The 25,416-nt window shown below is 72.9% G+C and carries 22 protein-coding genes and 1 pseudogene; 12 read left to right on the top strand and 11 right to left on the bottom strand.

Going from position 1 to position 25,416, the window contains the following annotated elements:
* The first annotated feature begins 49 nt into the window (after positions 1-49).
* The 4 genes and pseudogenes from DTL70_RS20455 to DTL70_RS20440 all read left to right on the top strand — a co-directional run bounded on the left by DTL70_RS20455 (position 50) and on the right by DTL70_RS20440 (position 2,998).
* Positions 50-978: pseudogene (locus DTL70_RS20455) on the top strand (NADP-dependent oxidoreductase).
* 88 nt (positions 979-1,066) lie between these two features.
* Positions 1,067-1,354 carry a helix-turn-helix transcriptional regulator gene (locus DTL70_RS20450; protein WP_114023429.1) on the top strand — a complete coding sequence of 96 codons (288 nt, stop codon included), beginning with the start codon at positions 1,067-1,069 and terminating at the stop codon, positions 1,352-1,354.
* Complete coding sequence (locus tag DTL70_RS20445) at positions 1,351-1,899, top strand: hypothetical protein (RefSeq protein ID WP_114023428.1); 549 nt, start codon at positions 1,351-1,353, stop codon at positions 1,897-1,899. Before DTL70_RS20450 ends, DTL70_RS20445 begins: the two co-directional genes overlap by 4 nt.
* A 181-nt stretch (positions 1,900-2,080) precedes the next feature.
* The gene (locus DTL70_RS20440) at positions 2,081-2,998 is read left to right on the top strand and encodes a polysaccharide deacetylase family protein (protein ID WP_114023427.1); all 918 of its coding nucleotides are present in this window, start codon (positions 2,081-2,083) and stop codon (positions 2,996-2,998) included.
* Between the two features lie 74 nt (positions 2,999-3,072).
* On the opposite strand, the gene DTL70_RS20435 is transcribed toward DTL70_RS20440, so the two are convergent.
* From DTL70_RS20435 to DTL70_RS20425, 3 genes are all read right to left on the bottom strand, one after another.
* The gene (locus DTL70_RS20435; RefSeq protein WP_114023426.1) at positions 3,073-4,350 is read right to left on the bottom strand and encodes a glycoside hydrolase family 18 protein; all 1,278 of its coding nucleotides are present in this window, start codon (positions 4,348-4,350) and stop codon (positions 3,073-3,075) included.
* 93 nt (positions 4,351-4,443) lie between these two features.
* A complete protein-coding gene (locus DTL70_RS20430; protein ID WP_114023425.1) occupies positions 4,444-5,502 on the bottom strand; it encodes a hypothetical protein in 1,059 nt (352 codons plus the stop codon).
* A gap of 185 nt (positions 5,503-5,687) precedes the next feature.
* A complete protein-coding gene (locus tag DTL70_RS20425) occupies positions 5,688-5,906 on the bottom strand; it encodes a hypothetical protein (protein ID WP_114023673.1) in 219 nt (72 codons plus the stop codon).
* Positions 5,907-6,065: 159 nt separating this feature from the next.
* Between DTL70_RS20425 and DTL70_RS20420 the strand changes: the two genes are divergently transcribed.
* Complete coding sequence (locus DTL70_RS20420) at positions 6,066-6,851, top strand: helix-turn-helix domain-containing protein (RefSeq protein ID WP_114023672.1); 786 nt, start codon at positions 6,066-6,068, stop codon at positions 6,849-6,851.
* Complete coding sequence (locus DTL70_RS20415) at positions 6,848-7,036, top strand: DUF397 domain-containing protein (RefSeq protein ID WP_114023424.1); 189 nt, start codon at positions 6,848-6,850, stop codon at positions 7,034-7,036. The genes DTL70_RS20420 and DTL70_RS20415 overlap by 4 nt, the downstream gene beginning before the upstream one ends.
* 60 nt (positions 7,037-7,096) lie before the next feature.
* Here the strand turns inward: DTL70_RS20415 and DTL70_RS20410 are convergent, their stop codons facing one another.
* Together DTL70_RS20410 and DTL70_RS20405 are read right to left on the bottom strand one after the other, a co-directional pair.
* Entirely contained in the window at positions 7,097-7,822 is a 726-nt protein-coding gene (locus DTL70_RS20410; protein ID WP_114023423.1) for a LuxR C-terminal-related transcriptional regulator, read from the bottom strand.
* Positions 7,819-9,165 carry an ATP-binding protein gene (locus DTL70_RS20405; RefSeq protein ID WP_114023422.1) on the bottom strand — a complete coding sequence of 449 codons (1,347 nt, stop codon included), beginning with the start codon at positions 9,163-9,165 and terminating at the stop codon, positions 7,819-7,821. The genes DTL70_RS20410 and DTL70_RS20405 overlap by 4 nt, the downstream gene beginning before the upstream one ends.
* A 162-nt stretch (positions 9,166-9,327) precedes the next feature.
* Between DTL70_RS20405 and DTL70_RS20400 the strand changes: the two genes are divergently transcribed.
* Positions 9,328-11,133 carry a PspC domain-containing protein gene (locus DTL70_RS20400; RefSeq protein WP_114023421.1) on the top strand — a complete coding sequence of 602 codons (1,806 nt, stop codon included), beginning with the start codon at positions 9,328-9,330 and terminating at the stop codon, positions 11,131-11,133.
* Positions 11,130-11,345, top strand: a complete 216-nt coding sequence (locus DTL70_RS20395; RefSeq protein WP_114023420.1) for a hypothetical protein — start codon at positions 11,130-11,132, stop codon at positions 11,343-11,345. The genes DTL70_RS20400 and DTL70_RS20395 overlap by 4 nt, the downstream gene beginning before the upstream one ends.
* Before the next feature lie 32 nt (positions 11,346-11,377).
* Here DTL70_RS20395 and DTL70_RS20390 read toward each other — a convergent pair whose 3' ends face one another.
* From DTL70_RS20390 to DTL70_RS20380, 3 genes are all read right to left on the bottom strand, one after another.
* The gene (locus DTL70_RS20390) at positions 11,378-11,947 is read right to left on the bottom strand and encodes a DoxX family protein (RefSeq protein ID WP_114023419.1); all 570 of its coding nucleotides are present in this window, start codon (positions 11,945-11,947) and stop codon (positions 11,378-11,380) included.
* Positions 11,948-12,075: 128 nt separating this feature from the next.
* Positions 12,076-13,323, bottom strand: a complete 1,248-nt coding sequence (locus tag DTL70_RS20385) for a hypothetical protein (protein ID WP_114023671.1) — start codon at positions 13,321-13,323, stop codon at positions 12,076-12,078.
* Positions 13,324-14,490: 1,167 nt separating this feature from the next.
* A complete protein-coding gene (locus tag DTL70_RS20380) occupies positions 14,491-15,759 on the bottom strand; it encodes a C40 family peptidase (protein WP_114023418.1) in 1,269 nt (422 codons plus the stop codon).
* Positions 15,760-16,076: 317 nt separating this feature from the next.
* Between DTL70_RS20380 and DTL70_RS20375 the strand changes: the two genes are divergently transcribed.
* Together DTL70_RS20375 and pcrA are read left to right on the top strand one after the other, a co-directional pair.
* On the top strand, positions 16,077-16,430 hold the full coding sequence (locus DTL70_RS20375; RefSeq protein WP_114023417.1) for a hypothetical protein: 354 nt from the start codon (positions 16,077-16,079) through the stop codon (positions 16,428-16,430).
* A gap of 137 nt (positions 16,431-16,567) precedes the next feature.
* Positions 16,568-19,138, top strand: a complete 2,571-nt coding sequence (pcrA, locus tag DTL70_RS20370) for a DNA helicase PcrA (protein ID WP_114023416.1) — start codon at positions 16,568-16,570, stop codon at positions 19,136-19,138.
* Positions 19,139-19,186: 48 nt separating this feature from the next.
* Here the strand turns inward: pcrA and DTL70_RS20365 are convergent, their stop codons facing one another.
* Entirely contained in the window at positions 19,187-19,789 is a 603-nt protein-coding gene (locus DTL70_RS20365; RefSeq protein WP_114023415.1) for a TetR-like C-terminal domain-containing protein, read from the bottom strand.
* Positions 19,790-20,032: 243 nt separating this feature from the next.
* Between DTL70_RS20365 and DTL70_RS20360 the strand changes: the two genes are divergently transcribed.
* Positions 20,033-20,548 carry a hypothetical protein gene (locus tag DTL70_RS20360; protein ID WP_114023414.1) on the top strand — a complete coding sequence of 172 codons (516 nt, stop codon included), beginning with the start codon at positions 20,033-20,035 and terminating at the stop codon, positions 20,546-20,548.
* A 97-nt stretch (positions 20,549-20,645) separates the two neighbouring features.
* Here the strand turns inward: DTL70_RS20360 and DTL70_RS20355 are convergent, their stop codons facing one another.
* Positions 20,646-22,484, bottom strand: a complete 1,839-nt coding sequence (locus tag DTL70_RS20355) for a M23 family metallopeptidase (protein ID WP_181861024.1) — start codon at positions 22,482-22,484, stop codon at positions 20,646-20,648.
* Between the two features lie 675 nt (positions 22,485-23,159).
* Here DTL70_RS20355 and icmB point away from each other — a divergent pair.
* Positions 23,160-23,573 carry a coenzyme B12-dependent isobutyryl CoA mutase small subunit gene (gene icmB, locus DTL70_RS20350; protein ID WP_484421903.1) on the top strand — a complete coding sequence of 138 codons (414 nt, stop codon included), beginning with the start codon at positions 23,160-23,162 and terminating at the stop codon, positions 23,571-23,573.
* Between the two features lie 40 nt (positions 23,574-23,613).
* Here the strand turns inward: icmB and DTL70_RS20345 are convergent, their stop codons facing one another.
* Positions 23,614-25,359, bottom strand: a complete 1,746-nt coding sequence (locus DTL70_RS20345) for a DUF5691 domain-containing protein (RefSeq protein ID WP_425470392.1) — start codon at positions 25,357-25,359, stop codon at positions 23,614-23,616.
* Positions 25,360-25,416 lie beyond the last annotated feature (57 nt).

Below are 25,416 nucleotides of genomic sequence, written 5' to 3'. Positions count from 1 at the left end.
TACCGCCGCACCCCGCCGGCACCTCCGTACGACCCGAGGAGAACACCCGATGACACTCACCACGCACGCCATGGCCTTCGACCGGTTCGGGGCGGCCGACGTCCTCGCGCCGCACCGGGTCGAGCTGCCCGAACCGGGGCCGGGACAGGTCCGCGTCCGGGTGCGGACGGCGGCGGTCAACCCGCTGGACTGGAAGATCCGCCGGGGCGGGATGACCGAACTGTTCCCGGTGCCGCTGCCGCACGTCCCCGGGCTGGAGGCGGCAGGCGTCGTCGAGGCCGTCGGCCCTGACGTGGGCGGACTCGACGTCGGCGACGAGGTGTTCGGACGTACCTCCACGGGAAGCTACGCCGCCCACGCACTGGCCGAGGCCCGCAACCTGGCGCGCAGGCCGCACGCACTGGGGTGGGCGGAGGCCGCGGTGATCCCCACAGCCGCCGAGACAGCGCTGCGGTGCTTCGCGTACCTGGGCCTGGAGCGGGGCGAGACGCTGCTCTTCCACGCGGCGGCCGGCGGGGTCGGCACGCTGGCGCTCCAGCTCGCGGCGGCGCGCGGAATCCGTGTCATCGGCACCGCGAGCGAGCACAACCACGCGTATGTACGGAAGTTGGGCGGCGAGCCGGTCAGTTACGGGGAGGGGCTGACCGAGCGGGTGCGGCGGCTGTCCCCGCGGGGTGTGGACGCGGCGATCGACGGGGCGGCTCCGTGGAGGCGTCCCTCGCGTTGACGGGCGGCAGCGCGCGGGTCGTCACCATCGTCCACCCGGACGAGGCCGCACGGTCGGGTGTGCACTTTTCCGGCGGAGGCGGGGACTGGGACTTCGCGGGGGCGCTCGCCGAGGCGTCGGCCCTGCACGCGACGGGCTTCGGGCTGCGGTTGCCTGTGCACCGGATGTACCCGCTGGCGGACGCGGCAGCCGCGATGGCGGAGAGCGAGAGCGGTCATGTGCGAGGCAAGGTGGTGCTGGTGGTGGGCTGACGGGGGCGCACGCGTACGGGGCGGGGCCGAGGCGATGGCGAGGCGCACAGTGTTGCGGGCCTGCGGCGTGATGTAGTACTTCTTATACATGAGCGAGCAAGTGCACAACAGGCTGGCGGTCGTGCGGGCGGAGCGGAAGGTGTCCCGCCAGGCGCTGGCCACGGCGGTGGGTGCGCACTACCAGACGATCGGCTACATCGAGCGCGGGCAGTACAACCCCAGCCTCGATCTGGCGCTCCGGATCGCCGCCCACTTCCGGCTCCCGGTGGAGGCGCTGTTCTCCCTGGAGCCCTTCCGCCCGCTCACGGACGAGCTGTACGGCGGCCCGGCCGACGGGACGGGCAGTGCCGACGACACGGGGAGGACGCCGCGATGACCACGACGCGCTCGAACACCACGCGCTACGACACATGGATGCTCAAGACCATGAACGACGCGCGCACCAAGCGCTACCACGCGACCCGGCGCGCGCGGCGCCGCATCGTGGCCGCGCACATCGCGGCCACGGCCGTGGCCGCGGCGGGCATGGTGACGCCGCTCGCCGTCTCGTCCCCCTGGCCGCTGGTCGCCCTGCTGGTGGCAGGGCTGGCCTGGATCCCCCTCATGGGGCTCCTCAACTCCATGACGCGGGGCCTGCTGGAGCTGCGCCCCCGGGTTTTGGACGAGCGGCAGCTCGCCGAGCGCGGCACGGTGCACGCGCTGGCCTACCGGATCAGCTCTTCGGTGATGGCCGCGGCACTGCTCGGCTTCTACGCCGCCTGGCTCACCGGCGCCGGCCTCGACGCCCTCGCCGCCCCTCTGGCGACGGCGGGGTTCGGCCTCCTGGTGCTGCACTGGCTGCTGCCGCACTGGATCGCCGCCCTGCGCGTGCAGGACGAACCGGAGGACGACGAGCCGTGGGCCGCCCCGGACCCCACCTGACCTGCCGGTCCGCCGTGCACCTGCCGGTCCGCCGTACACCTGCCGGTCCGCCGCACACCTGCCGGTCCGGGCGGCCGTCGGGTGTACGGCCGCCTCCGGCGGTGTGCGCCGTTCGGGCGGACTCGCGGATGCCGCGCGCCGCGTCACCCGTGACGCGGCGCGCCGGTGCTACGCAGGGGACATGCGATCTGATTGTCATATCTTCACGCGACGGGGTCTGCTGTTCACCGGCCTCGGCGTCGGCACGGCGGCGCTGTCGGGTGTCGCTGCTGGAGCGTTCGCATACCACGACGCCGGGCGGAAGGGACACGCCGTCGCCGCCGCGAAGCATCCGGGCGACCCGACGCGCCCGGCGGGCGGCGGTGCCGGCGCGGGCAGGCGGCCGGTGCGCGGCCTCCCGCACGCGGAGCACGCGGAGCACGCCGCCACCGACAGCTACCGGCTGCGCCCGCTCGCCGGGGAGACGTCGATGGGTGCGCCGAGCGCCCACCCGCCCGTGCGCACCCAGGCGGAGATGACGCTGCCCGGAACGCACGGGCGCCGCGTCCTCGCGCTCACGTTCGACGACGGGCCGCACCCCGTCCACACCCCGGCGCTGCTGGAGGTGTTGCGGCGGCACGGCGTGCAGGCCACGTTCTTCGTCGTCGGCGAGAACGCCGCCGTCTTCCCCGAACTGCTGCACGACATCGCCGCCGAAGGGCACGTCGTCGCCAACCACTCCTACAGCCACCGCCAGCTGACCCGGCTGCGCACCAAGGACATCGAGAGCGAACTCTCCCGCACCAGCGAACTCATCGACCGTGTGCTCGGCGTCCCGCCCACCTGGTGCCGCGCCCCCTACGGCGACTGGCACGCCCCCTCGCTGAAGATCTGCGCCCGCCTGGGCATGGAGCCGATGGGCTGGTCCCTGGACACCCGCGACTGGTCGCGCCCCGGTACGACCACCATCGTGCGCGCCGTCCTCGACAAGGCCACCCCCGGCGCCATCGTCCTCCAGCACGACGGCGGCGGCCCCCGCGAGCAGACCGTCCAGGCCGTCGACCGCTACCTGCCCGTACTGCTGGAGCAGGGCTACACCTGCGTACGCCCCGAGGCGTGAGCACCGCGCCCGGCGGGAGACGCACCAAGGCCCCGCGGAACCGTGCCGCGGGGCCTCGTCTGCGTGGTGATCGCCTACCGGATGGCCTTGATCAGCTCTCCGTCCGGGGTGTCACCGCTCAGCTCCCAGACGAAGGTGCCGCCCAGCTTCTGCTGCTTGGCCCAGTCGACCTTGCCGTGCAGGGTCTCCGGGGTGTCGTAGCTCCACCACTGGTCGCCGCAGTGCGCGTAGGCGGTGCCCCCGACCTTGCCGGTGGCGGGACAGCGGGTCTTGAGCACCTCGTAGTCCTCGATGCCCTGCTCGTAGGTGCCCGGAGCCGGACCCGTCGCCTTGCCGCCGGGCTCCGACTGCGTCACCCCGCTCCAGCCGCGGCCGTAGAAGCCGAGCCCCATCAGTACCTTCTCGGGGGGCACCCCGCGGAAGATGAGCGACGCGATGGACGACTTGGTGTCGAAGAGCTTCTTGGGGATGCCGTCGTAGGTCTCCAGCGCCGAGTGCGGCGCCGTGGGACCTTCCTTGTCGAAGGCGCCGAAGTAGTCGTACGTCATCGGCAGGTACCAGTCGACGTACTGCGCGGCCGCCTTGTAGTCGGTCGCCTCCATCTTGCCGCCCTTGGAACCGTCGGCGGTGACGGCCGCCGTCACCAGCTTGTCGCCGAACTTGCCGCGCAGCGACTTCATCAGGTTGGCGAAGGCGTCCGGGCCGCTGGTGTCGCACCCGAGGCCGCAGGCGTTGGGGTACTCCCAGTCGATGTCGATGCCGTCGAAGAGGCCCTCCCAGCGCGGGTCGTTGACCAGGTTGAAGCAGGACTCGGCGAAGGCGTCCGGGTTCTTGGCCGCCTCGGTGAAGCCCTTGGACCAGCTCCAGCCGCCGAAGGACCACAGCACCTTCAGGTCCGGGTGCTTCTTCTTGAGCTTCAGCAGCTGGTTGAAGTTGCCGCGCAACGGCTGGTCCCAGGTGTCGGCCTGGCCGTCGACGCTCTGTTCGGCGGTGTAGGCCTTCTCGTAGTCGGCGTAGCTGTCACCCACGGTGCACTTGCCGCCCTGGACGTTGCCGAAGGCGTAGTTGATGTGGGTCAGCTTGTCCGCCGAGCCGGAGGTCTCGATGTTCTTGACATGGTAATCGCGCTGGTAGACACCCCAGTTGGTGAAGTATCCGACGTTTTTGCCTGCTGCCGACGAGTCGGCGGCAGCGGCCAGTTCCGGCCGCTTGCCGTCCTCGCCGGACGTGGTGTTGACGGTGATCAGGGTCACGGCCACGGCCGCCGCGCACAGCGCGGCGATCACTGCGATGAGGCCGCGGCGGGATCCCCGGTCGTCTGAGTAGTCCTGTCTGCTGTCAGATCCGAACATGGTCACCTCGCGTAGGGGGTGCGGAAAGGTGCCCGTCGTCCGCTCGGACGGACGAAGAAGGACCGGAGCAGTCCAGCAACGTTCGGAACACTCTCAGCACCGCAGGCACCGCCCCCAGACACGGGCGGACCCACGCTTCGGTTCACTCCGCGGCCGCGGGCAGGCCGTCTGCGGTGAGTGCCGCGCGTGCGGTGAGTGCCGCGCGTGCTGCACGTGCCGCGCGTGCTGCACGTGCCGCGCGTGCTGCGTGGAAGGTGCGGAGGCCGGTCCCGGGCGCGGGCACGGGCGTCGCCGTGGCTGCTGCCGCCGCGCGCGGCAGGCGGGGCACCGGTCCTCGTCGCCGACGGGGGTGAACAGCAGCGGCTGGGTGTGTGGGCCCGCGCATTCCCGCATGCGGGACACGCGCGGCTGCGGCGCTGTCCTGGCCGGTGGCGTGGTGATGGGCTCGGGCAGGGCGTGCTCCAGCCGCCACCGGAGCGCCCCGAGCGGGGAGCGGGCCTGTTCCAGCCCCGCCGTGAGCGCCGTGCGTACGTCGTCGGTGCCCAGGCCGCACTCCAGCCAGCGCGCTGCGAGGGGTGCCCAGCGCCGGGCCTTGCGGGCGGGCATCGCGAGGTAGGGCGCGGTGCGGGGGAGGGAGAGCAGGAGCGCTTCGGTGCGGGCGCGGATCTCGGTGCCGAGTCGGGGCGCCGCGGCTTCGGTGGCTTCGGTGGCTTCGGTTGTCGTGGGAGGGTGGGGGGTGTTCCCTACGGGTGTTTTACGGGGTTGAGGGGCGGCGGGCCGACGGGTCGGCGCACCGGTGGCCGGTACGGCGGCTGTCGGTCGGGCGGCGGGCTGGACGGCGACGCGGGCTTCGTCGGGCGACAGGGGGGTGTTGGCGACGAGCTGGACGGTCTGCCAGCGCCCGTGCTCGTTCTGGTGCCGCCACTCGAACAGGTAGCGTTCGGCGCGGAGTTGCCGCTTCGCGTGCTGGAAGGCGACCTTGCCGATTCCGGCGCGCTCTGCCGTCTTCCACAGCGGTTCGTCGGCGCCCTCGGGAAGGGAAAGCTGCCAGGCCAGGAGCCGTACCGCGGTCGCGGACAGGCGGGGGTGGCGGATGATGTCGTTCGGCAACTGGGAGAAGAAGCGCGAGGGCGCGCTAACATGCCTGTGCATCCCAGGGTCCCTTCGGATGACCTTGGTGGTGAAGGCCCTCGACCGGTGCTCCAACACCGTCGGGGGCCGCCTCATGTGTGACACATGGGGCGAGCTGACACGCGGCAGAGTACACCGGCTGTGGGTAGTTGGCGACGGACGGTTACGGCACGTGATCCTCTACGTAGAGCTCCGTCGGTGGCCGCTCACGGGAGCCTGCTCTGCCGGTTCAGGTCGGTGACCCGTGCGCGCAGCTCCTCGATGACCCGCGCGGCGCGGATCGCGTCCGGCGGCACGTCCCACTCGCGACCGCCACCGGGTGGCCGCATCTGTACGTACGGCCCCTCGCGGCCCATCACTTGACCGATCCGGCCCGTCCGCGTGTCGACCGCGAAGGCGCCCGCAGGGGGAATCTCGCTGTTCATGGCGCACAGCGTGCTGGTCACGCCGTACGGTGCGAAGTAACGGAGCAGGTACGGACGGTGAGTGTGCCCGGGGTGTCCCCGCCCTCGGGCGTACTGGCTCAGGAGGCGAGCCGGTTGGCCAACGGCAGCAGCAGGAACGGCGACGGCGACGACCGCCCCATGGCATGGCGCTACGCCGGCGACCAGATGAAACGCTGGCGCGAGGCGGCCGGTATCTCGCGCCAGGCCCTGGCGCAGGAGGCCGGCTACGGCTACGACGCCATCAAGGGCATGGAACGCGGAGTGCGCAAGGTGCAGGCCCATGTGCTGCGCATCGCCGACGAGATGTGCGGTGCGCAGGGGAAGCTGGCGGCGGCGGTGGAGTTCCTCCGCCCGGAACCGTTCCCGTCGTACTCGCAGGACTTCATGCAGGCGGAGAGCGAGGCGGTGGCCCACAGTTCGTATGAGAACGAGTTCGTGCCTGGGCTGTTGCAGACAGAGGAGGTGGTTCGGGCTCTATTCAATAACTACTGTCCGCCATTGGACGACGAGACGATCGAGGAACGGGTCGAGGCTCGGCTTAAGCGGCAGGTGATGCTCGACAAGCAGACCAAGGCGTTCAGCTTTGTGATCTCGGAGAACGCGTTGCGGGACTGCGTGGTGGGGGGAGAGTCGAGAACCAGGCAGTTGCGTCATCTTCTGGACGTGGGGGCGCGGCGAAACGTGACCATCCAGGTGCTCTCTTCCGGAGGAGGTCCGCATGCGGGTCGCCGCGGGCCGTTCGTCCTCCTGGAGACACCTGACCACGAGCACCTGGGCTACGAGGAGGGGCAGACCACAGGCGTGCTCCACTCGGATCTCGGCAAGATCGGCACGCTTCGTCAGCGTCATGAAATGATCCTGCGGCAGGCCCTCAGCCCGGAGGGGTCGGCGCGGTTCATCGCCGAGTTGACGGAGGAGCTATGAACACTGAGCTGGCGTGGTTCAAGTCCAGTTACAGTAACGACGATGGCGGCAACTGCGTCGAGGTAGCCGCCTGTCCCCACACCATCCACGTCCGGGACTCCAAGCAGCACTCCACGGGCCCCCAGGTCGCCTTCACCGCCGGCGCCTGGTCGGCGTTCGTCGCCGGCGTGCGCTCTGCCGCTTAGCAATACGGTGGTCGCTGAGCTCGAGTCCGCGTGCCGGAGGCGCCGACGCCGGGCGGATCCTCAGACCAGCCGCCGTGCCGTCGCCCACCGGGTCAGCTCGTGGCGGTTGGACAGCTGGAGCTTGCGCAGCACCGCCGAGACGTGGGACTCGACCGTCTTGACGGAGATGAACAGCTGCTTGGCCACCTCCTTGTAGGCGTAGCCGCGCGCGATCAGCCGCAGGACCTCGCGTTCGCGCTGGGTGAGGCGGTCCATGTCCTCGTCGACCGGCGGGGCGTCGGTGGAGGCGAAGGCGTCCAGGACGAAGCCGGCCAGCCGCGGGGAGAAGACCGCGTCGCCGTCCGCGACGCGGAAGATGGCGCCGACCAGGTCACCGCCCGTGATGGTCTTGGTGACGTAGCCGCGCGCACCGCCGCGGATGACGCCGATGACGTCCTCGGCGGCGTCGGAGACCGACAGCGCGAGGAAACGCACGGGCCGCTCCGCATCGCCCATCAGCGGCGCGCAGCGGCGCAGCACCTCGACGCCGCCGCCACCGGGCAGGTGCACGTCGAGCAGGACCACGTCGGGGCGGGTCGCCTCGATGACCGTCATCGCCTGGTCGACGTCGCCCGCCTCACCCACGACGTCGACACCCGTCTCGTCGGTGCGGCCGATCTCCGCCTGCACGCCCGCGCGGAACATGCGGTGGTCGTCCACGAGGACGACCCGGACCCGGCGGCCCCCTCCGGCGTCCGTGCCCTGCTGCTCGCCCGCCGCGCTCGTCTCGTTCGGTCCGTCCGTCACGACTCCGCCGCCCTCTCCATCTCCAGCTCGACCTCGGTCCCCTCGCCCGGTGCGGTGCGCAGCCGCGCCGTGCCGCCGTTGCGGCGCATCCGGCCGATGATGGACTCGCGTACGCCCATCCTGTCCGACGGCACGGTGTCCGGGTCGAAGCCCGGACCGCGGTCCCGCACGGAGATGAAAACGGTACGCCCCTCCACCTCCGCGAAGACCTGCACGGCGCCGCCCTCGCCACCGTACTTGGCGGCGTTGACCATCGCCTCGCGCGCGGCCTGGAGCTGCGCGCCCAGCGCCTCGTCGAGAGGGCAGTCACCGACGCAGACGACCTCGACGGGGACCCCGTGGTGGTCCTCGACCTCGGCCGCCGCGGCCTTCACCCCCTCGGCCAGCGTCGTGGGCTCGTCCTCCTCCTCGACGGGCCGCGTCCTGCCGGACGCGTCCGTGGGCTTGTACAGCCAGGCGCGCAGCTCGCGTTCCTGGGCGCGGGCCAGGCGGGCGACCTCGCGGGGCTTGTCGGAGTTGCGCTGGATGAGGGTCAGCGTGTGCAGCACCGAGTCGTGGACGTGCGCGGCGACCTCGGCCCGCTCCTGGGCCCGGATACGCATCAGCCGTTCCTCGGAGAGGTCCTGCACCATCCGCACCAGATACGGGCCCGCCATCAGGGCGATACCGACCAGCACCGCCAGCGCCGCCTGCAGCACGGAACCCAGATGGCTGACCGAGCCCTGCACGACGACGATGCCGGTCACCCCGACGGCGACCAGCGCGACCCCCGCCGCGCTGCGGGCCAGCGGCAGCAGCCTGGCCCGCCGCCCGACCTCCACCCAGTGGGCGCGGCGGGAGTTGTCGGCCTGCCGCCACACCAGGGCGACGCCGATCCCGATGAGCACGACCGGCCACAGGTAGGTGTTGGCCGCGCCGAACTGGAGGTTGTCCGCGGTGACGAAAATGGCGACGACCAGCGCCAGTACGGCGATCAGCTGGCCCTTGTCCGGCTTGTGGAACAGCCGGCGCCGCAGCCCGCGCCGGTCGGTGACCGCCTCGGTCAGGCCCGCCGCACCGGTGCGGTGCCCCACGCCGACACCGCCGGTGCCGAGCGGGACGACGAACCAGAACGCCGCGTACAGCAGCACCCCGAGCCCGTTGGCGAGGGCGAGCGCGATGAAGACGATCCGCACCCAGGAGACCGGCAGCGCCAGATGGCCCGCCAGGCCGCGCGCCACGCCGCCCAGCATCCGCCCCTCCGCGCTGCGGTAGAGCTTGCGCTGCGGCGGCTCTTCGGCGGACGGGTCCGCGGACGCGGGCCCCTGGGGCGCGTCCACGGCGGGGGAGGCGGGCGCTGTCATGCTCCGATCGTCACACGCCCGGCGCGCCGGGACATCAGGGTCGACCCCTGAGGCTCCCCCGAGGCGGCCTCGCGACGGCGCGCGGGGGCGCGCGCCGATCTCAGGGATCGCTCCGGGTAGGGCCCCGATGCCCGGCCGCGCCCGGGGCGCCACCATAGGCGTATGAGCGAGGACGAGCAGCGCGGGGAACGCGTCCCGGAGGACCCGGAAGACGCGGACCGCACGCGGCGCGGAACGGGGGAGGGGGAGACGCCTTCCGGCGCGGGGCCGCGGCGGCCCGGTGCGGGGGCGCGCTCTGGTGCGGGAGCCCGCTCTGGGGCACGGGCACGCTCCGGGGCGGGGGCGCGCGAGAGTGAGGGCGCGGGGGCACCGTCGTGGGGGGCGCACAATCCGCCGCCCCAGGGGCCGAAGGGCAGGCAGCTGCGGCGCAGCCGTGCGCACAAGGTCGCCGGGGGCGTCTGCGGGGGCCTGGGGCGGTACTTCGACCTCGATCCGGTGATCTTCCGCGTCCCGCTGGCCGTGCTGTCCGTCGTCGGCGGGTTCGGCCTCATCTTCTACGGGTTCGCCTGGCTGCTCATCCCCGCCGAGGGCGAGTCGCAGAACGAGGGGCGGCGGCTGCTGTCCGGACGGGTGGAGAGCTCCTCGCTCTCCGCGGTCCTGGTCGCTCTCGTCGGCTGCGGCCTCTTCCTCGCCTCCCTCGGGGGCCGCAGCGTGCCCTTCTCCGTGCTGCTGATCGGCACCGTGGCCGGGGCGGCGTACTGGTCGCGGCACCGGCGGCAGGCCGAGGCCGCGCGCGGGGAGGGGGCGCGCGTCGACCCGGCGACGGCGCACGCCGTCGCCGACGCGCCACCCGAGACGCAGGCCCCTCCCGTCGCCGTACCCGCCTCCTGGTGGCGGGAGCCGCTCACCAAGGAAGGAAGCGAGGCGGGCACCGCGTCGACCAGCCCGTGGAGCCGCGCGGGCGCGGCCACCGGCTATCTGTGGGGCCCCGAGGCCGCCCGTCCGCACGCGGCGCCGCCGAGCGCCCACGCGCGCGGCGGCGAGTCGTTCGGGGCGCCGGTTCCCGCGGGAGCCAAGGGCGGCGGTCCGCCCGCGCGGCAGGGCGCGGGCGGCGGCTCGCTCGGCGGGCTCACCTTCCTGCTGGCGCTGGTCGCGGGCGGCGTGTCCGCCGCCGCCACCTGGGAAGGGAACCCGCTGGCCACGATCCTCGTCATCGGCTTGAGCAGCGCCCTGGCGGTCTTCGGTCTCGGCCTGGGCGTCAGCGCCTTCGTCGGCCGTACGGGCCCTGGAACCCTCTTCTGCCTCGTGCTGACGGCGGGCCTGCTGGCGGGCGCGGCCGCGCTGCCGAAGGACATCTCGACGCACATACGGGACACCCGCTGGGTGCCCGCCGCGGCGCAGGAGATCAAGCCGCGCTACAAGCTGGGAAGCGGAGCGGGTGAACTCGACCTGACCGAGGCCGGGCTGAAGGCCGGCCAGACGGTGCGCAGCGGCGTGCGGATCGGCGCCGGGGAGGCGAAGGTGGTGGTGCCGGACAACGTGGTGGTCAAGCTGCACACGGACGTCGGGATGGGGGAGACGGTCTTCCCGCGGTCCCTGGACGGGGACGGGAACGTCGTTCCCGACAGCTCGGGCGGCCTGGGCACGACCCGCAGGATCACCCTGCGCCCCTTCGACGGCGCGCGGCCCGAGGGGACGATCGAGCTCGACATGAGCGTCGGCCTCGGCCGCGTCGAGCTCGTCAGGGAACTGCCCTCCGGTGAGCGCTCCGACCACCGGCGGCCGCCCGGCGAGACCATCCCGGACGAGACGGCACCCGCAGACGCCCCGGACGAGACGGCACCCGGGGACCCGTCCGGCGCCACGGGCCGCGGCGCCGTCGGCCCGGGCGAGCGCTCGGGGGCGGGCGCACACCCAACGTTGCCCGCCGCGGAATCCCGCCACTCCGCACAGGAGGCGACCCGATGAGGCACCGCTTCGAACCCTCCCGGCTGCTGCTCGGCCTCGCCATGATCGTCATGGCGGTGCTGTACCTGCTGGACGTGGCGGGGGAGTTGCAGCTGCCCTTCTGGGCGCTGCTGATCGCGCTCCCCGCCGCCCTTCTCCTGGCCGGCTGCGTCTCCCTGCTGACGTTTCTGCTGCGCCGCGCACGGGGAAGGCGGCGGGAGCCCGGAACCTGAGCGGACCGTCGGTCTGAGACTCGGCCTCGTCCTCAGCCGAAAATCTGCTGGCCCTTGCGCCGTCGCCGTACCGCCAGCAGCGCGTCCAGCGACAGCAGGGGTGCCCCGGCCAGCAGCAGCGGCAGCCACGCCATCAGGTACGGCAGATCGTTGCCGTAGTAGTACGGCTCGCTCGACCAGCTGACCGTCAGCCACAAACACAGGGACAGCAACGCCCCACCGGCCGCCGCAACCCGGGTCCACAGGCCGCACAGCGTGCCGAAACCCACCGCGACCTCCGCGACGGAGAGAGCCGTACCGAAGCCCTGCGGACTCTGCTGGGCGAGGTCGGCCAGCCAGGGCGCCGCGGCCGTCTCGTGGACGGCCCGCAACGTGCCGGCGAACGAGCCCGGTCCGCTTCCGGTCAGGAAAGTGCCGTCGGTCAGTTTGTGGATGCCCGCGTACAGAAAGGTGATGCCGAGAAAGAGCCGCAGCGGCAGCAGCGCGTACCGCGCCGCGAGCCCCCGCACCCCGACGGGCGCGCCCGCCACCGGTCCCGGGAAAGCATGGACGGTCTTGGCCCCTTCGTCGGTCCCGCCTCCGCCCGGACCTGTCACAGACATCCCACGGCTCCCGCCCTTCCGCAAACGCGTTCGGTGTGGCCGCGATTCTTCCCACACGCCCTGGCCACCTGGCAAGTGCGCGAGCACAGGGGTGCTGCGTGCGGCGTACGGCGCCGGGGCGAGGGGTGTTACTCCACCACGTCGATCGGGTAGCGGTTCGTCTCGGCCCCGGCCGCCGTCACCACCTGGACCTCCACGCGCCCCGGTTCGACCTCCACGGGAACGGGCACCGTCAGCGCCGAGTCGGCGGGGCTGGCGAAGCCCCCACGCACGGGGATGAGCGGGGCGTGCACATGGACGGTGCCGATGCGCACCACCATGCGGGAGAGCCGGTCGGGCTCTGTGGCCCCCACCGGGACGAAACCCGTGCCGCGGATCTCGATGTCGTCACCCGTCCTGATCGGCGCGTGCAGATCGCCCACCTCGCGCGCACGGACCACCGACAGCACCACGGGACGGCTGCTCTCGGCGTACTTGCCCGCCAGATACGTCACGGTCGAGACGACGACCAAGAGCGCCAGCCCCCACGGCAGATCGGGCAACCGGTCCGGCTGCCCGGCCAACCGGACGGCGGCGAAGACCACGGCGGCCGCGCTGATCAGCACGTACTGCACATCGGAGAACGCGCCACGGCCCGCGTCGTCCGTGAGCAGGTCAGCGGCGCGCGGACGGTCGGCCCGCACCTTCTGCAACCGCCTGCCCTGCACCCGTACGGTCACCGTCCGGCGCACCACGACGGCGACCGCGCAGGTCAGGGCCACGACCGTGACCATTCCGGCCCCCCTCGCCAGACCGAGCCCCGCCAGCAGGTCACCGCGCGCCCCCGCGTCCGGGGCCGCCGCCAGTTCGACGGCCATGACCAGCACGGCGAAGACGGACAGCAGCACCCAGGCGGCGGCCACCGTACGCGAGGTGGACAGCCGGTTGTCCTCACCGATGACAGGCGCCAGCACCCCGCCGCGTGCCCGGTGCAGCCACGCGGCCGCCGACAGCAGGACGGCCGAGACCAGCGCCGCCACCAGACCGGCCGACCTGCCGACCGACCAGCCGCCGGCCAGAGCGGTCAGCAACTGCACCAGCAGGAGCACACCGACCGCCGCCCACACGGCGAGGACGGTGCGCCGCCACAGCCTCGCCACCCACGCCTCACCCTCCGCGCGCCTCCGGTCGGCCACCTCACGTGCCGCCCGGGTCAACTCGTCGGAGACCCACTGCCGTGAAGCCCCCGCCGAGTGCGCGAGACCGACCGGCACGCCCTCGCCGTCGGCGAACTCGTCCCGCCGCCGCACGAACGCCTCCACCGCCCTGCGGTGCTCATGGCGAGCACTGTTCGGACAGTTCTCGCACTGGCAGGGCGAAGGGGAGGCAGCGGAGATACCGGCGGAACGGGACGTACGACGCGCCTCCGGCCGTGCCCCTGCCTCGGACGGCGCGGCCTCGGGCCGCGCCCGGTGCGGCGTGCCGGAGCCGCCCAGCGGCAGTTCCACCCGAGGGGGCCGCCGCCGACCGCCACCTGAGCCTGTACCGGCACCCGTGCCCGTTGCGTTCGTGCCCGTGCCCGTGCCCGTGCCCGTGCCCGTGCCGGTCGTACTTGTGCCCGTGTCTGCGCCTGCACCTGCGCCCGGAACCTTCCCCTGCGGCCGCGCGGTCGGCTCCTGACGCGGGGCGCGGTCAGTGGGGTGCGCCGCTGCGGGGCGTGCGTCGGTGCGTGCCTCCGGGGAGCGTGTTTTCGGGGGGCGCGTGTCGGTGGGACTCGCGCCGGTAGACGCCGGGTGTCCGGCGGAGGGCGTCTTGCGCGTGCCCGATGCCGCCGGGTGCGCGTCGGGAGGCGTGCTGCGCGTGCCGGAAGCCGCCGGGCGGGCTTCGGGACGCGCCGAGCGGGCGCCGGGTGCCTCCGAGTGGGCGCCGGGTGCCGACGGGCGCGTGCCGGGTGCCGACGGGCGCGTGCGGGGAGTCGCGGGGTCGGGCGTCGCCGAACGCCCGGACGCTCGCGCGGGGTTCTCGCCGGCCCCGGCCCCGGGAACCCGCGCCCCTTCCGGCCTCCCGCCGGCACCGGCGTCCCCCTCGCGAGTGCGGGGGACGCCACCGTCGTTCACCTCACGTGAGGCGCCCGCCTGGCGTGTGGCGCCCGCGGGAGCTGCGGCATCCGGGGCGCTGCGGGGCCCCTGCGCCGCGCTGCCGGACTGCGGGCCGGCGCCCCGGTCCGCCTCCGGGCGCCGCGGCGCCGCCGCGGCGCTCCCCGCGCCGCGGGTGTCTGCGGCGGTCGGGCTCGTTCTGGAGTCGGCGGGTGTGCGCCGGGCGTCGTCGTCGGTGCGCTGGGCGGCGCCGTCGGGGCCGTCCTCGTCGTCGTCCGGGCCCTTCGAGCCGTCCCGAGCCGTGTCCACGGCCACTGTGCAACCCCGCCTCTCAACTTCCATGTGATGCAAGGGGATTGTGCCTCACCTCAGCCGTGGACGGCCTCGGAGGCCGTCCACGGCCCGGGTGATCCTGCTGGAGAGAGGTTGATAGGCGCGCCAAGCGGTGCTCGTGTGGGTGAGCGGCGGTCATCCTCCGGTTGACGTCGCACCGCCGGGCCGGACCGCTCCGGCGAAGGGCATCTGATCGATCGGGGCCACGCGCACCGACGTACCGGGGCGAGGCGCGTGGATCATGCGGCCGCCGCCGATGTAGAGGCCGACGTGGCTGACGTTGTCGTAGAAGAAGACCAGATCGCCTGGCGCGAGCCGGGAGCGGGACACGCGGGTGCCCGCGTGGATCTGGCTGTAGGTCGTACGCGGCAGCGCGACGCCCGCCGCCTTCCACGCCGCCTGGGTCAGCCCGGAACAGTCGTATCCCGAAGGGCCCGTACCGCCCCACACGTACGGTTTGCCGAGGGCGCGGTGGGCGAAGGCGACCGCGCGGGCGGAGCGCCCGGCCGTCGCCGCACCGGCGGGGTGGTGCGCCGGGGAGGCGTCGCTCTGTCCGGCGGCCCCGGCACCGTTCCCCGTCCCGTCCCCGCCCCCGTCCGCACGGTCGTCCCGCCCGGGCCCTGTCGTGGACGGGCTTCCGTTCGGGCCTCCCTTCCGGCCGCCGTCCGTGGGGGACGGGTCGGTGGAGGACGGGCTCGCGGGTGCACCGAGGACATCGGCGCGCTGTTGCGCCGTGAGGGTGTCGAGGAGCCGCTGCGCCGCGTGCAGCTTGCGTTGGACGGCGGACTTGTGGCCGCGTGCCGCGTCGGCCGAGCGGTCCAGCTCGGCCGACGCGCCTGCCGCCTCCTTGCGCAGCTGCGCGAGCTGCCGGGTGCGTGCCGCGGTGCGGCGCAGGGCCGTCGACCTGCGATCCGCGACCCGTTCGGCCAGCGCGGCGTGCTCCAGGTAGTCGGACGGGCTGGCGGAGAGAGCGAGCCGGAGGGTGGGGGCGACGCCGCTGCCCTCGCGGTACTGCTGGGCGGCGTATCCGCCGAGTGCGGCGCGGGCGGTGTTGAGCCCGGCCTGTGTGCGGGCGGCCTCGTCGCGCAGCGACTCCAGTTCGTCGCGTGCGGCCTCCGCCTGACTGCGGGCGCCGTTGTACGCCTCGGTGGCGCTCTCGGCCTCCCGGTGCAGCCGGTCGACCTTCGCCTTGACGCCGGCCTTGTCCGTGGGGGCTTCGCCGTCCGTGAGGGCTTCGCCGGCGGGAGCTTCGCCGGCGGGTGCGCGGTCCGCTGGAGCCTTGTCGGCGTGGGCGGTGCCGCCCAGGGCGGTGGCGCCCGTGATGCCCGTGAGGGCGAGGGTGAGGGCCGCGCGGGCGGCCGTGAGCGGTCGGGGGCGGGGAGGGGGTTTGCGGTGCGAGGCCATGGGGGCCGTCACTTCCTCATCGGGTGTCACTGGTGTGTCACTGAGGTCACATCTGGCCCGGCTGCCGGGGGGTGGCCGCGCCGACCGGCGGGGCGCGGCCACCTGACGAGGACGCTATGCGCGGACCCCGCCGCCGGGCACGGGAATGACCGCAAATGATCTTTATCGGTGTAAGCTGCCCTTCTCTGTCCGGTAAGGGCCGCCGTCCGCACGGTGCCGGGCGCATATGCGCGGAGCCGACCGTTGCCGTGTCGGCCTCGACGGCGAAGGCGGGGGTGTGCTAAGAGCGCCGGAAACGCCCGGATACGCTCACCGGCATGGACGTACTCATCAATGTCTTCGTCGGCCTGCACGTCATCGGTATCGCCGCGCTCCTGGGCGGTTTCTTCACGCAGATGAAGGCGATGGGCAAGGGTGAGGCCCGCATAGCCCCCGGCATGCTCCACGGCGCGCTGACCATGCTGGTCACCGGCGTCGCCATGATCGGCCTGCACCAGGCCGACGACAGCCCGGTGAACAACCTCAAGATGGGCGTCAAGCTCGCCCTGCTCGTGGTGATCCTCGGCATCACCTACGTCAAGCGCGACGACGAGCGCGTGAGCACCCCGCTGTTCGGCGCGGTCGGCCTGCTGACGATCGTCAACATCTTCATCGCCGTTCTGTGGGTGTGACCCTTGTGCGGGGGCGGCTCTGCGGGGGCGTCCCGTCCGTGGCGCCCATGGACGCGGGGTGTGTCCGGAGTCGCTCGGCGGCCGGTTTTCCACAGGGCGTGAGGTGTGTCGGTGTGTCGGCCTAGACTCGGACGACGATGAGCAGCCTCTTCGACGACAGTTTCCTGGCGGACCTCGACGGCACGAGCCCCGAGGCGGACGCGCCGCCACCGCCCGAGGACCCCGAGGCCCCCGGCCGGCACGGGCACCAAGGCCCGGAGGAGGAGATCCCCGAGGATCTCTTCCAGGGCACCTTCGCCGGCCCGCGCGCGGGTGCGGGCGCCGCCGCGGGGCGTGACGCCTACCACCGTGACGGCGCGCCCCGCTCCGTCGTCGAGCCCGCCGCGCTCCTGGAGGGGATGAACGAGCAGCAGCGCGAGGCCGTGCTGCACGCCGGCTCCCCGCTGCTCATCGTCGCGGGCGCCGGCTCGGGCAAGACGCGGGTGCTCACCCACCGCATCGCCTACCTGCTGGGCGCCCGGAACGTGCACCCGGGCCAGATCCTCGCCATCACCTTCACCAACAAGGCCGCGGGCGAGATGAAGGAGCGCGTCGCCGATCTGGTGGGGCCCCGCGGGCAGTCGATGTGGGTGTCCACCTTCCACAGCGCGTGCGTGCGCATCCTGCGCCGGGAGAGCAAGAAACTGGGCTTCACCTCGTCGTTCTCGATCTACGACGCGGCGGATTCCAAGCGCCTGATGGCCCTGGTCTGCCGCGATCTGGACCTGGATCCGAAGCGGTTCCCGCCCAAGGCGTTCAGCGCGAAGGTCTCCAACCTCAAGAACGAGCTGATCGACGAGGAGGACTTCGCTGGGCAGGCTGGGGGCACCTCCCAGGGGGCACCGCCCGGCCGAAGGCTGGGGGAGGAGTCTGGGGGAGGGTTCGAGAAGACTCTCGCCGAGGCCTACACGATGTATCAGGCGCGGCTGCGCGAGGCCAACGCGCTGGACTTCGACGACCTGATCATGACGACGGTCCACCTGCTCCAGGCGTTCCCCGACGTCGCCGACTACTACCGCCGCCGCTTCCGCCACGTCCTCGTCGACGAGTACCAGGACACCAACCACGCGCAGTACCAGCTGGTGCGCGAGCTCGTCGGCCCGGCGGAGGAGCAGGCCGAGCTGTGCGTCGTCGGCGACGCCGACCAGTCGATCTACGCCTTCCGCGGCGCCACCATCCGCAACATCCTCCAGTTCGAGGAGGACTACCCGGACGCGACGACGATCCTGCTGGAGCAGAACTACCGCTCCACGCAGACGATCCTGTCCGCCGCGAACGCCGTCATCGAGCGCAACGCCGACCGCCGCCCCAAGAACCTGTGGACCAGGGCGGGTACGGGCCCCCGCATCACCGGGTACGTCGCCGACACCGAGCACGACGAGGCCCAGTTCGTCGCCGAGGAGATCGACCGCCTCGCGGACGGGGAGGCGGCGGAGGGGCAGCCGGCCCAGGAGAAGGTCCGCGCCGGTGACATCGCCGTCTTCTACCGCACCAACGCCCAGTCCCGGGTCTTCGAAGAGATCTTCATCCGCGTCGGCCTGCCCTACAAGGTCGTCGGCGGCGTGCGCTTCTACGAGCGCCGCGAGGTCCGCGACATCCTGGCGTATCTGCGGGTGCTGGCCAACCCGGAGGACGCGGTGCCGCTGCGCCGCATCCTCAACGTCCCCAAGCGCGGCATCGGTGAGCGCGCCGAGGCCATGATCGAGGCGCTGGCCCTCCGCGAGAAGATCACCTTCCCGCAGGCGCTCGTCCGCGTCGACGAGGCGTACGGGATGGCGGCGCGTTCGGCCAACGCCGTCAAGCGCTTCAACGTCCTCATGGAGGAGCTGCGCACCGTGGTGGAGTCCGGGGCCGGACCCGCCACGGTGCTGGAGGCGGTGCTGGAACAGACGGGATACCTCGCGGAGCTCCAGTCCTCCACCGACCCCCAGGACGAGACCCGCGTCGAGAACCTCCAGGAGCTCGCCGCCGTCGCCCTGGAGTTCGAACAGGAGCGGAGCGAGGAGGAGTCCGCCGGCACCCTCGCAGACTTCCTCGAACAGGTCGCCCTCGTCGCCGACTCCGACCAGATCCCGGAGGAGGGCGACGAGGAGGGCGTCGTCACCCTCATGACCCTGCACACCGCGAAGGGCCTGGAGTTCCCCGTCGTCTTCCTGACCGGCATGGAAGACGGCGTGTTCCCGCACATGCGCGCCCTGGGCCAGGCCAAGGAGCTCGAAGAGGAGCGCAGGCTCGCCTACGTCGGCATCACGCGCGCCCAGGAACGGCTGTATCTCACCCGTGCCGTCATGCGCAGCGTCTGGGGCCAGCCCTCCTACAATCCGCCCTCCCGCTTCCTGGAGGAGATCCCGGCGGAGTACCTCGACTGGAAGCGGACGGGTGCGGGCAGCGGGCCCGCCGGAGTTCCCTCCGGCATCGCCGCCTCCCTCTCCTCGTCCGCCGGCGCCTCGTCCCGGCGCGGGGGCCCTTCCGGCTTCGCCACGCGGCGGACGACGGACCGGCCGGTGGTCTCCCTCCAGGTCGGGGACCGTGTCACTCACGACAGCTTCGGCCTGGGCACCGTCCAGGCCGTCAAGGGCAGTGGCGACAACGCCGAGGCCACCATCGACTTCGGCGGCGAGAAGCCCAAGCGGCTGCTGCTGCGGTACGCACCGGTGGAGAAGCTGTAGCCGCGGGGCGCGCCTTCGGCGGCGGGGCTGTGTTGGCTGCGGGCGTCTTCAGGTGAAGGCGCCCGCGCGTGCCGCGTGGTAGGCCGCGGCGGCCGTCCGCCGCGCCACCCCGGGTTCCAGCGGCTGGCGGCTGACCAGCAGCCGGTAGTAGATCGGTGCGCTGACCGCCTCGACGACGGCGAGGACGTCGGTGCCCGCAGGGATCTCCCCGCGGGCGGCGGCGTGCCGGACCATGCCGGACACCTGGCGGGTGCGCGCGGCGAAGAAGTCCCGCACCGTCCGCGCGCCCTCGGGATGCGCGGTGGCCGCCGCGACCATACGGAACAGGGTGTTGCGGTGCTGCGCGGACGTGTACAGGGTCACGATGCCCTCGGCCAGGAGGCGGAGGTCCTCGTGCAGGCTGCCGGTGTCGGGAATGCGGACCTCTCCGGCGACGTGGTCGAACAGGTCGAGCACCACCCCGTGCACCGAGCCCCAGCGCCGCCGGATCGTCGAGGGGTGCACCCCGGCCCGGGCAGCCAGCCCTTCGACGGTCAGTTCCGCGTACTGCCCGGCCCCTAACCGCTCCCGCGCCGCCTCCAGTACCGCGGCCCGGGTGCGTGCCGTCCTGCCGCCCGGCCGTACCGATCCGTGAGCCTGCTGCTGTGTCACGCCGTCCCCCGCCCTCGCCCGGCACCGCCGGATGCTGAAGCTGTTCCCCGTGCCCTTGTCACTGTCCGCCCGCGCCCCCGCCGCTGCCCTCCCGCGCCCGTCCTTCCGTACCGGGCCGCATGCTAGTCTCCCTCGCGGCTAATGCGTCAAGTCATGCATTAGTGGGGGTGGTTGGATCCGGACGGGTACGCCGAAGGGCCCGGCGGTCGCACCCGATCCCGGCAGCGCGAATGGAGACATGTCATGCGGAGGAAGTGGGGCCCCGCCGCCCTGGTGCTGGCCGCCGGACTGCTGGCCGGCTGCGGGGGATCCTCCGGGGACGAGGGCTCCGGCAAGGCGGAGACCGGTGCGTCGGAGTCGGGAGAGTCGGGGCCGGGGGAGTCGGGGCCGGGGGAGTCGGGTCACGAGGAGGCCGGCACGTCCGCGGGCGGCGAGTTCGGGGGAGACTCCGGGCAGGAGTCCGCCGGCGCGCAGGCGCCCGCAGGGCTGGACGGCACCTGGCGGGTGGGCAACCGGGACAGCCCCCTCAGTACGGTGAAGATCAACGGTGCGAAGGTCGAGACGACCGGCAAGCAGACCTGCCCCGGCGAGATCGACGATCCGAAGAGCGGGAAGCCGCGCATCACACTGCACTGCGCCAAGCCCCTCGACGGCCGCGAGAAGGGCACCGTCGAGGTCAAGCCGGACGGGTCGAAGCTGAACATCAGCTGGGACGGGCCCGAGTGGGGCGGCTACATCGACGTCTTCAGCCGTAGCTGAACCGATGTGTGCGGGCGCCCCGGGGTGTGCGGGGACGCGACGTGCGTGGCAGGGAGCGGCGCGCGTGGCGGGGCCGCCCTGGCCGGGCGCGGCTCCGTCAGCTGATGTTGAGGCCCTTGCTCTGGAGCCACGGGATCGGATCCACGGCTGAGCCGCCGCCCGGCCGCACCTCGAAGTGGAGGTGCGGGCCCGTGGAGTTGCCCGAGCTGCCCGAGTAGGCGATGACGTCGCCCGCCTTCACCTGTCCCGAGCGGATCTTGTTGCTGCTCAGGTGGCAGTACCAGGTCTGCGTGCCGTCCTTGGCCGTCACGATGGCCATGTTCCCGTACGACGCGTCGTACTTCGTCGAGACGGTGCCGTCGGTGGCCGCCATGACGGGGGTGCCGTAACTGACGGGGAAGTCGATACCGGTGTGCACCGACATCCAGTTCACCCCGGCCTGCCCGTAGCGGGCGCTGAGCGTGTGGTTCTTGACCGGAAGGACGAACTTGGGGCGCGCCGCTTCCTTGCGCGCCGCCTCCTTCGCCTTGCGCTCCTTCTCGGCCTCCTGGCGCTTCTTGAGGTCGATGCGCTCCTGCGTGCGACTGGCCCGGTCGGCGAAGTCGTCGGCGTCGGCGGAGAGCCCCGCGAGCTGGGTGTCGAGCTTGTTGTTGGCGCTCGACGGCTTCACCGGTGCCGCGTCCGGTGCCGCGACGGTGGTGGTGCCGCTGTCTTTGTTGCCGTCGCCGTCGTCGCCACCCATCACGCTGGCCGCGGCCGCGCCCGCCACACCCATGACGGCCACCGACGGCACCGCGACGGTCATCAACGCACGACGGCGCGGTCGGGGCTTGGGCGAGCGCCGGCGCCCCCGCGAGGAGGGGCCGCTGCCGACCGTACCGAGAGCCGCGGGAGCGGAGGCGTCCGCTACGTCGTGCTCGTCGGGGAACTCGCCCTCCACGGCGTCCTCGTCCGCCAGGCGGGACGTGGCGGACGACGCCATGTCCGGCGCCGGAGCGGCCTCGTCGTACGCCTGCTGGTGCTCCGCCAGTTCGGAGAAGTCCCACTGAGCGGTGGAGTCCTGCGGAGTGGAGAAATCCTGCTGAGCGGCGAAGTCCTGCTGTTGGTGCTGAGGCGGCGGATCCTGTGCGAACTGCTGATCCTGGGCGGGGGAGTGGCTCAGGCCGTCGAAACCGTAGCCGTCGTATGCCTGGAGCCCGGCGTGACCCTCGTGGCCTCCGGGGGACTCATAGCCGTACGCGGCACCGTGACCGTCCGTCTCCCAGGCGCCCGCGTGCCAACCGCTGTTGTCCCAGCCGGCCGTGTTCCACTCGGCCGCGTACCAGTCGGCCGTCCCCGCGCCGGCTGCTGTCGTGGCGGCTGCCGCCGTGGCGTCCACCGCGCCGACGCCGACCGTGCCCTCACCGGGGGCGTCCCAACCGCCGTTCCAGGACGACGCGTCCCAGGCCGCGGTCTGCTGCCCGGCCTCCTGCACGCCGAACGTCCACTGGCCGGTCCCGTCGTCGGGCGCGGGGTAGCCGTAATGCGCTTGCTCAGGTCCTGCCTGGGCCGGGATGCTGTAGTCCCCTGTGGGCTGAGTGCCGTAACCGGCGTCCCAGGCCCCGGAGCCGTCCCAGGCGGTGTAGCCGGCCGTGTTGTTCTCCCAGCCCGCGCTCGGATAGCCGCCGGTCCCGGCCTGGGGGACGGCGCCCGCGTGCGTCTCGGCTCCCGGAAGGGTTCCGAAGAGCGGGTCGTCGGCGCCGTAGGAGGCGTAAGCGCCGGTGGGCGAGCCGTAAGCGTCGACGGAGTACCCACCGTGCGGGTCCGTCGAGTAGGCGGCTTCACCGTACGCGCCGTACGCCGACTGTCCGTAGTCCCCGCCATAGGGCTCGTACGAGAAGCCGGTACCGGAGTCGTCGTCGGGACTCGGGACTCCCGACGGATGACGGTCGTTCACCACCAACTTCTCTTTCGCCTCGGCGACAGGGGCGGAGCAGTGCGGCGACTGTACCCGGCGGTACGTGACGGCGACAATCTTCGGGGGGTTTTAGCCGCTCGAGAAAAGGGCAATCAGCCGTCTTTCGGCGGACTACGGGCGGGTAGTAGACGCTGAGTTCGAAATACGTTCGAAAAACTGGGGCTGTTCCGAGGAGCGGTCGACCGCGCCTCCCCGGCCCCGTCGTGCGTCCGCCCCCACGGTCAACTCCGCACGGAATCGGGCAGAAACACCGTACCCGGACGGAATCCCCGCCTGCCGGCAGAACCAGGGAAACGACGGACACGTCCGCACGCCGCCTCGCCCGTGCGCCGGGCGCACGAGGTGTACGACCTGGAGCGCGCGGCGCAGCGGACGCTGGTCCGCGCACGGCGGGGTCCGGCCCCACCCCCCCACCGCGGGGCGAACGCCGACGCCGAGGCGGACGCCGACGCCGGCACGGATGTGCGCCCGCCGACTGTGGCCGTGGACGAGGCCGTGGCCGTGGCCGTGGCCGTGGAGAGTGGCCCGGCGTGTGATTTCTCCCTCCCTTCCGGGCGCGGGACGGACGGTTGCGGGATGCTGGGGATAACGTGCGTTCACGCCCCCATGGCCTACCCGGCCGGGAGGTCGTGGAGGTCGTCCAACAGGGAGGCAATGATGGTTGTGTCCGGTCCGATCCGCGTGGTCGTCGCCAAACCCGGCCTCGACGGCCATGACCGGGGCGCCAAGGTCATCGCCCGCGCCCTGCGCGACGCGGGCATGGAGGTCATCTACACCGGCCTGCACCAGACCCCGGAGCAGATCGTCGGCACCGCCATTCAGGAGGACGCCGACGCCATCGGCCTCTCCATCCTCTCCGGCGCGCACAACACCCTCTTCGCCCGCGTCCTGGAACTGCTGCACGAGCGGGACGCCGGCGACATCAAGGTGTTCGGCGGCGGGATCATCCCCGAGGAAGACATCCCCCCGCTCAAGGAACAAGGCGTCGCGGAGATCTTCACCCCCGGTGCCACGACCAACGAGGTCGTCGACTGGATCCGCACGCACGTGGGACCGGTGGCCGCCTGAGCCCTGCCAGTGGCCCAGGGCGGCGCGCCACGGAGTCGGATCACCCTCCCCCGCTCAGTTCCGCCAGCATCGTGCCCCGAAGCCGCAACGTGCTGACGAGCCGCTGGAACGACTCCGCCCAGTAGGCCCCGGCCCCCGGAGACTCCTCCTCCCGTGCGTCGGGAACAGCGGCGAGCGGCGCGAGCCGCTCGGCGTCGGACGGATCCAGGCAGCGCTCCGCCAGCCCCATCACCCCGCTGAAGCTCCACGGGTAACTCCCCGCGTCACGGGCGATCTCCAGCGCGTCCACGACCGCCCGCCCCAACGGCAGCGACCACGGCACCGCGCACACCCCCAGAATGCGAAACGCCTCCGACAGGCCGTGGCTCGCGATGAAGCGTGCGGCCCACGCCCCCCGCTCCTCCTCGGGCAGCACCGACAACAACTTGGCCGGATCGCGCGGCCCCTCCGCGAACGGCTCGATGGGCTCACCGATCAGCGCACGTGCCCACGCGGCGTTCCGCTGCCGGACAGCCGCACCGCACCACGCGGCGTGCAGGTCGTCCCGCCAACCGTCGGCGACCGGCAGGGCGACGATCTGCTCGGGCGCCCGCCCCTCCAGCCGTTCGCACCACACATGCAACGGGGACGCCTCCACCAACTGGACGAGCCACCACGCCCGCTCACCCCGCCCGGTGGGCGGCTTGGGTATGACGCCGTCGCGCTGCATACCGGCGTCACACTCGTGCGGCGCCTCGACGACGATGCCGCCGCCGCGCACCCGGTCCGGAGCCACGCAGGCTCTGGCCCGCTCCGCCATGCGCGCCGCCAGCGCGGAACCGGGCAGTGCCGCCAACAACTCGGCCGCCGTCGCCCGCACCGTACGGCTGCGGTCCGCCAGAGCACGCTCCAGGAACGGCTCGTCGGCCTCGCCGAGCCCCTGGCGCAGTGAGTCCAGGAACATCAGCCGGTCCTCGGCGCGCTCGGTCTGCCAGGTCGAGGCCAGCAACGCCAGCCCCGCCTCAGGGCGGTGCCGCCGCAACGACGACAGCACCGCCACCCGCTCGGCGAACAGCCCTTCCTGCCAGACCCGTTCGGCCGCGCCCGGATCCTCGCCCGCGCCCGGTACGCGGCGCCGCACACCGTCCCGCAGCGCGAACCTCCAGTCCGGGTTGTGCCGCGCCAGCCACAGCGCCCGGGGGCCTGCGAAGGCCAGCGTCTCGGCCCGCAGGTCCGTACGGGCCCGCGCCGCGTCCAGCAGCGCCGGCAGCAGGTCCGCCGGGGCCCGGTAGCCCTGGCGGTTGGCCTCGGCCAGCCACTGCGGCAGCAACTCGCCCAGGTCGGGCCCCGCGCCGCGCCGCCCCGCCACCGCGCCCGGGTGACCCGTCCCGCCGCCCACCCGCTCCGCGAGCAGCGTGGCCAGCCGCTGCTCGGCAGCGGTGGGCAGCGGCGTCCGCGCGTCCTGCGGTGCGGGCCCCGGCCGCCTGCGGGGCGCGGCGGGCCGCGCCCCTGCCCGACGGCGTACGGTCTCGGCCGCTGCCGCGTCCAGCAACGCCCTCGAGCTCCCGCCCGGCGGGCGCCGCCGCTCGCCCCCCAGCAGAGCGGCAGCCACCAACTCCCCCCACTCCGGACCGTCCGGCTCGCCGCCCTCGCCCCGCCCCGCACAGTGCGGACCGCCCGCGTCCCCTCGCCCCCTGTCCGGGCCCGGGCCGGGCCCCGTACTCGTACCCGGGCCCGGGACGGCTCCTACCGGCCTGGCCGCCGCCTCCGCCTCTGCCTCCGCTCTCGGCTCGGCGGCTTCCGCCACCTCCGGCGGCCCGCTCATCCGATGCTTCCGTTCGACTTCCGTCTCAGCCGACACGTC

It is taken from the genome of Streptomyces diacarni, assembly GCF_003323715.1.
In the GTDB taxonomy this organism is placed as follows: Bacteria; Actinomycetota; Actinomycetes; order Streptomycetales; family Streptomycetaceae; genus Streptomyces; species Streptomyces diacarni.
This window is presented reverse-complemented; position numbering and strand designations above follow the sequence as displayed.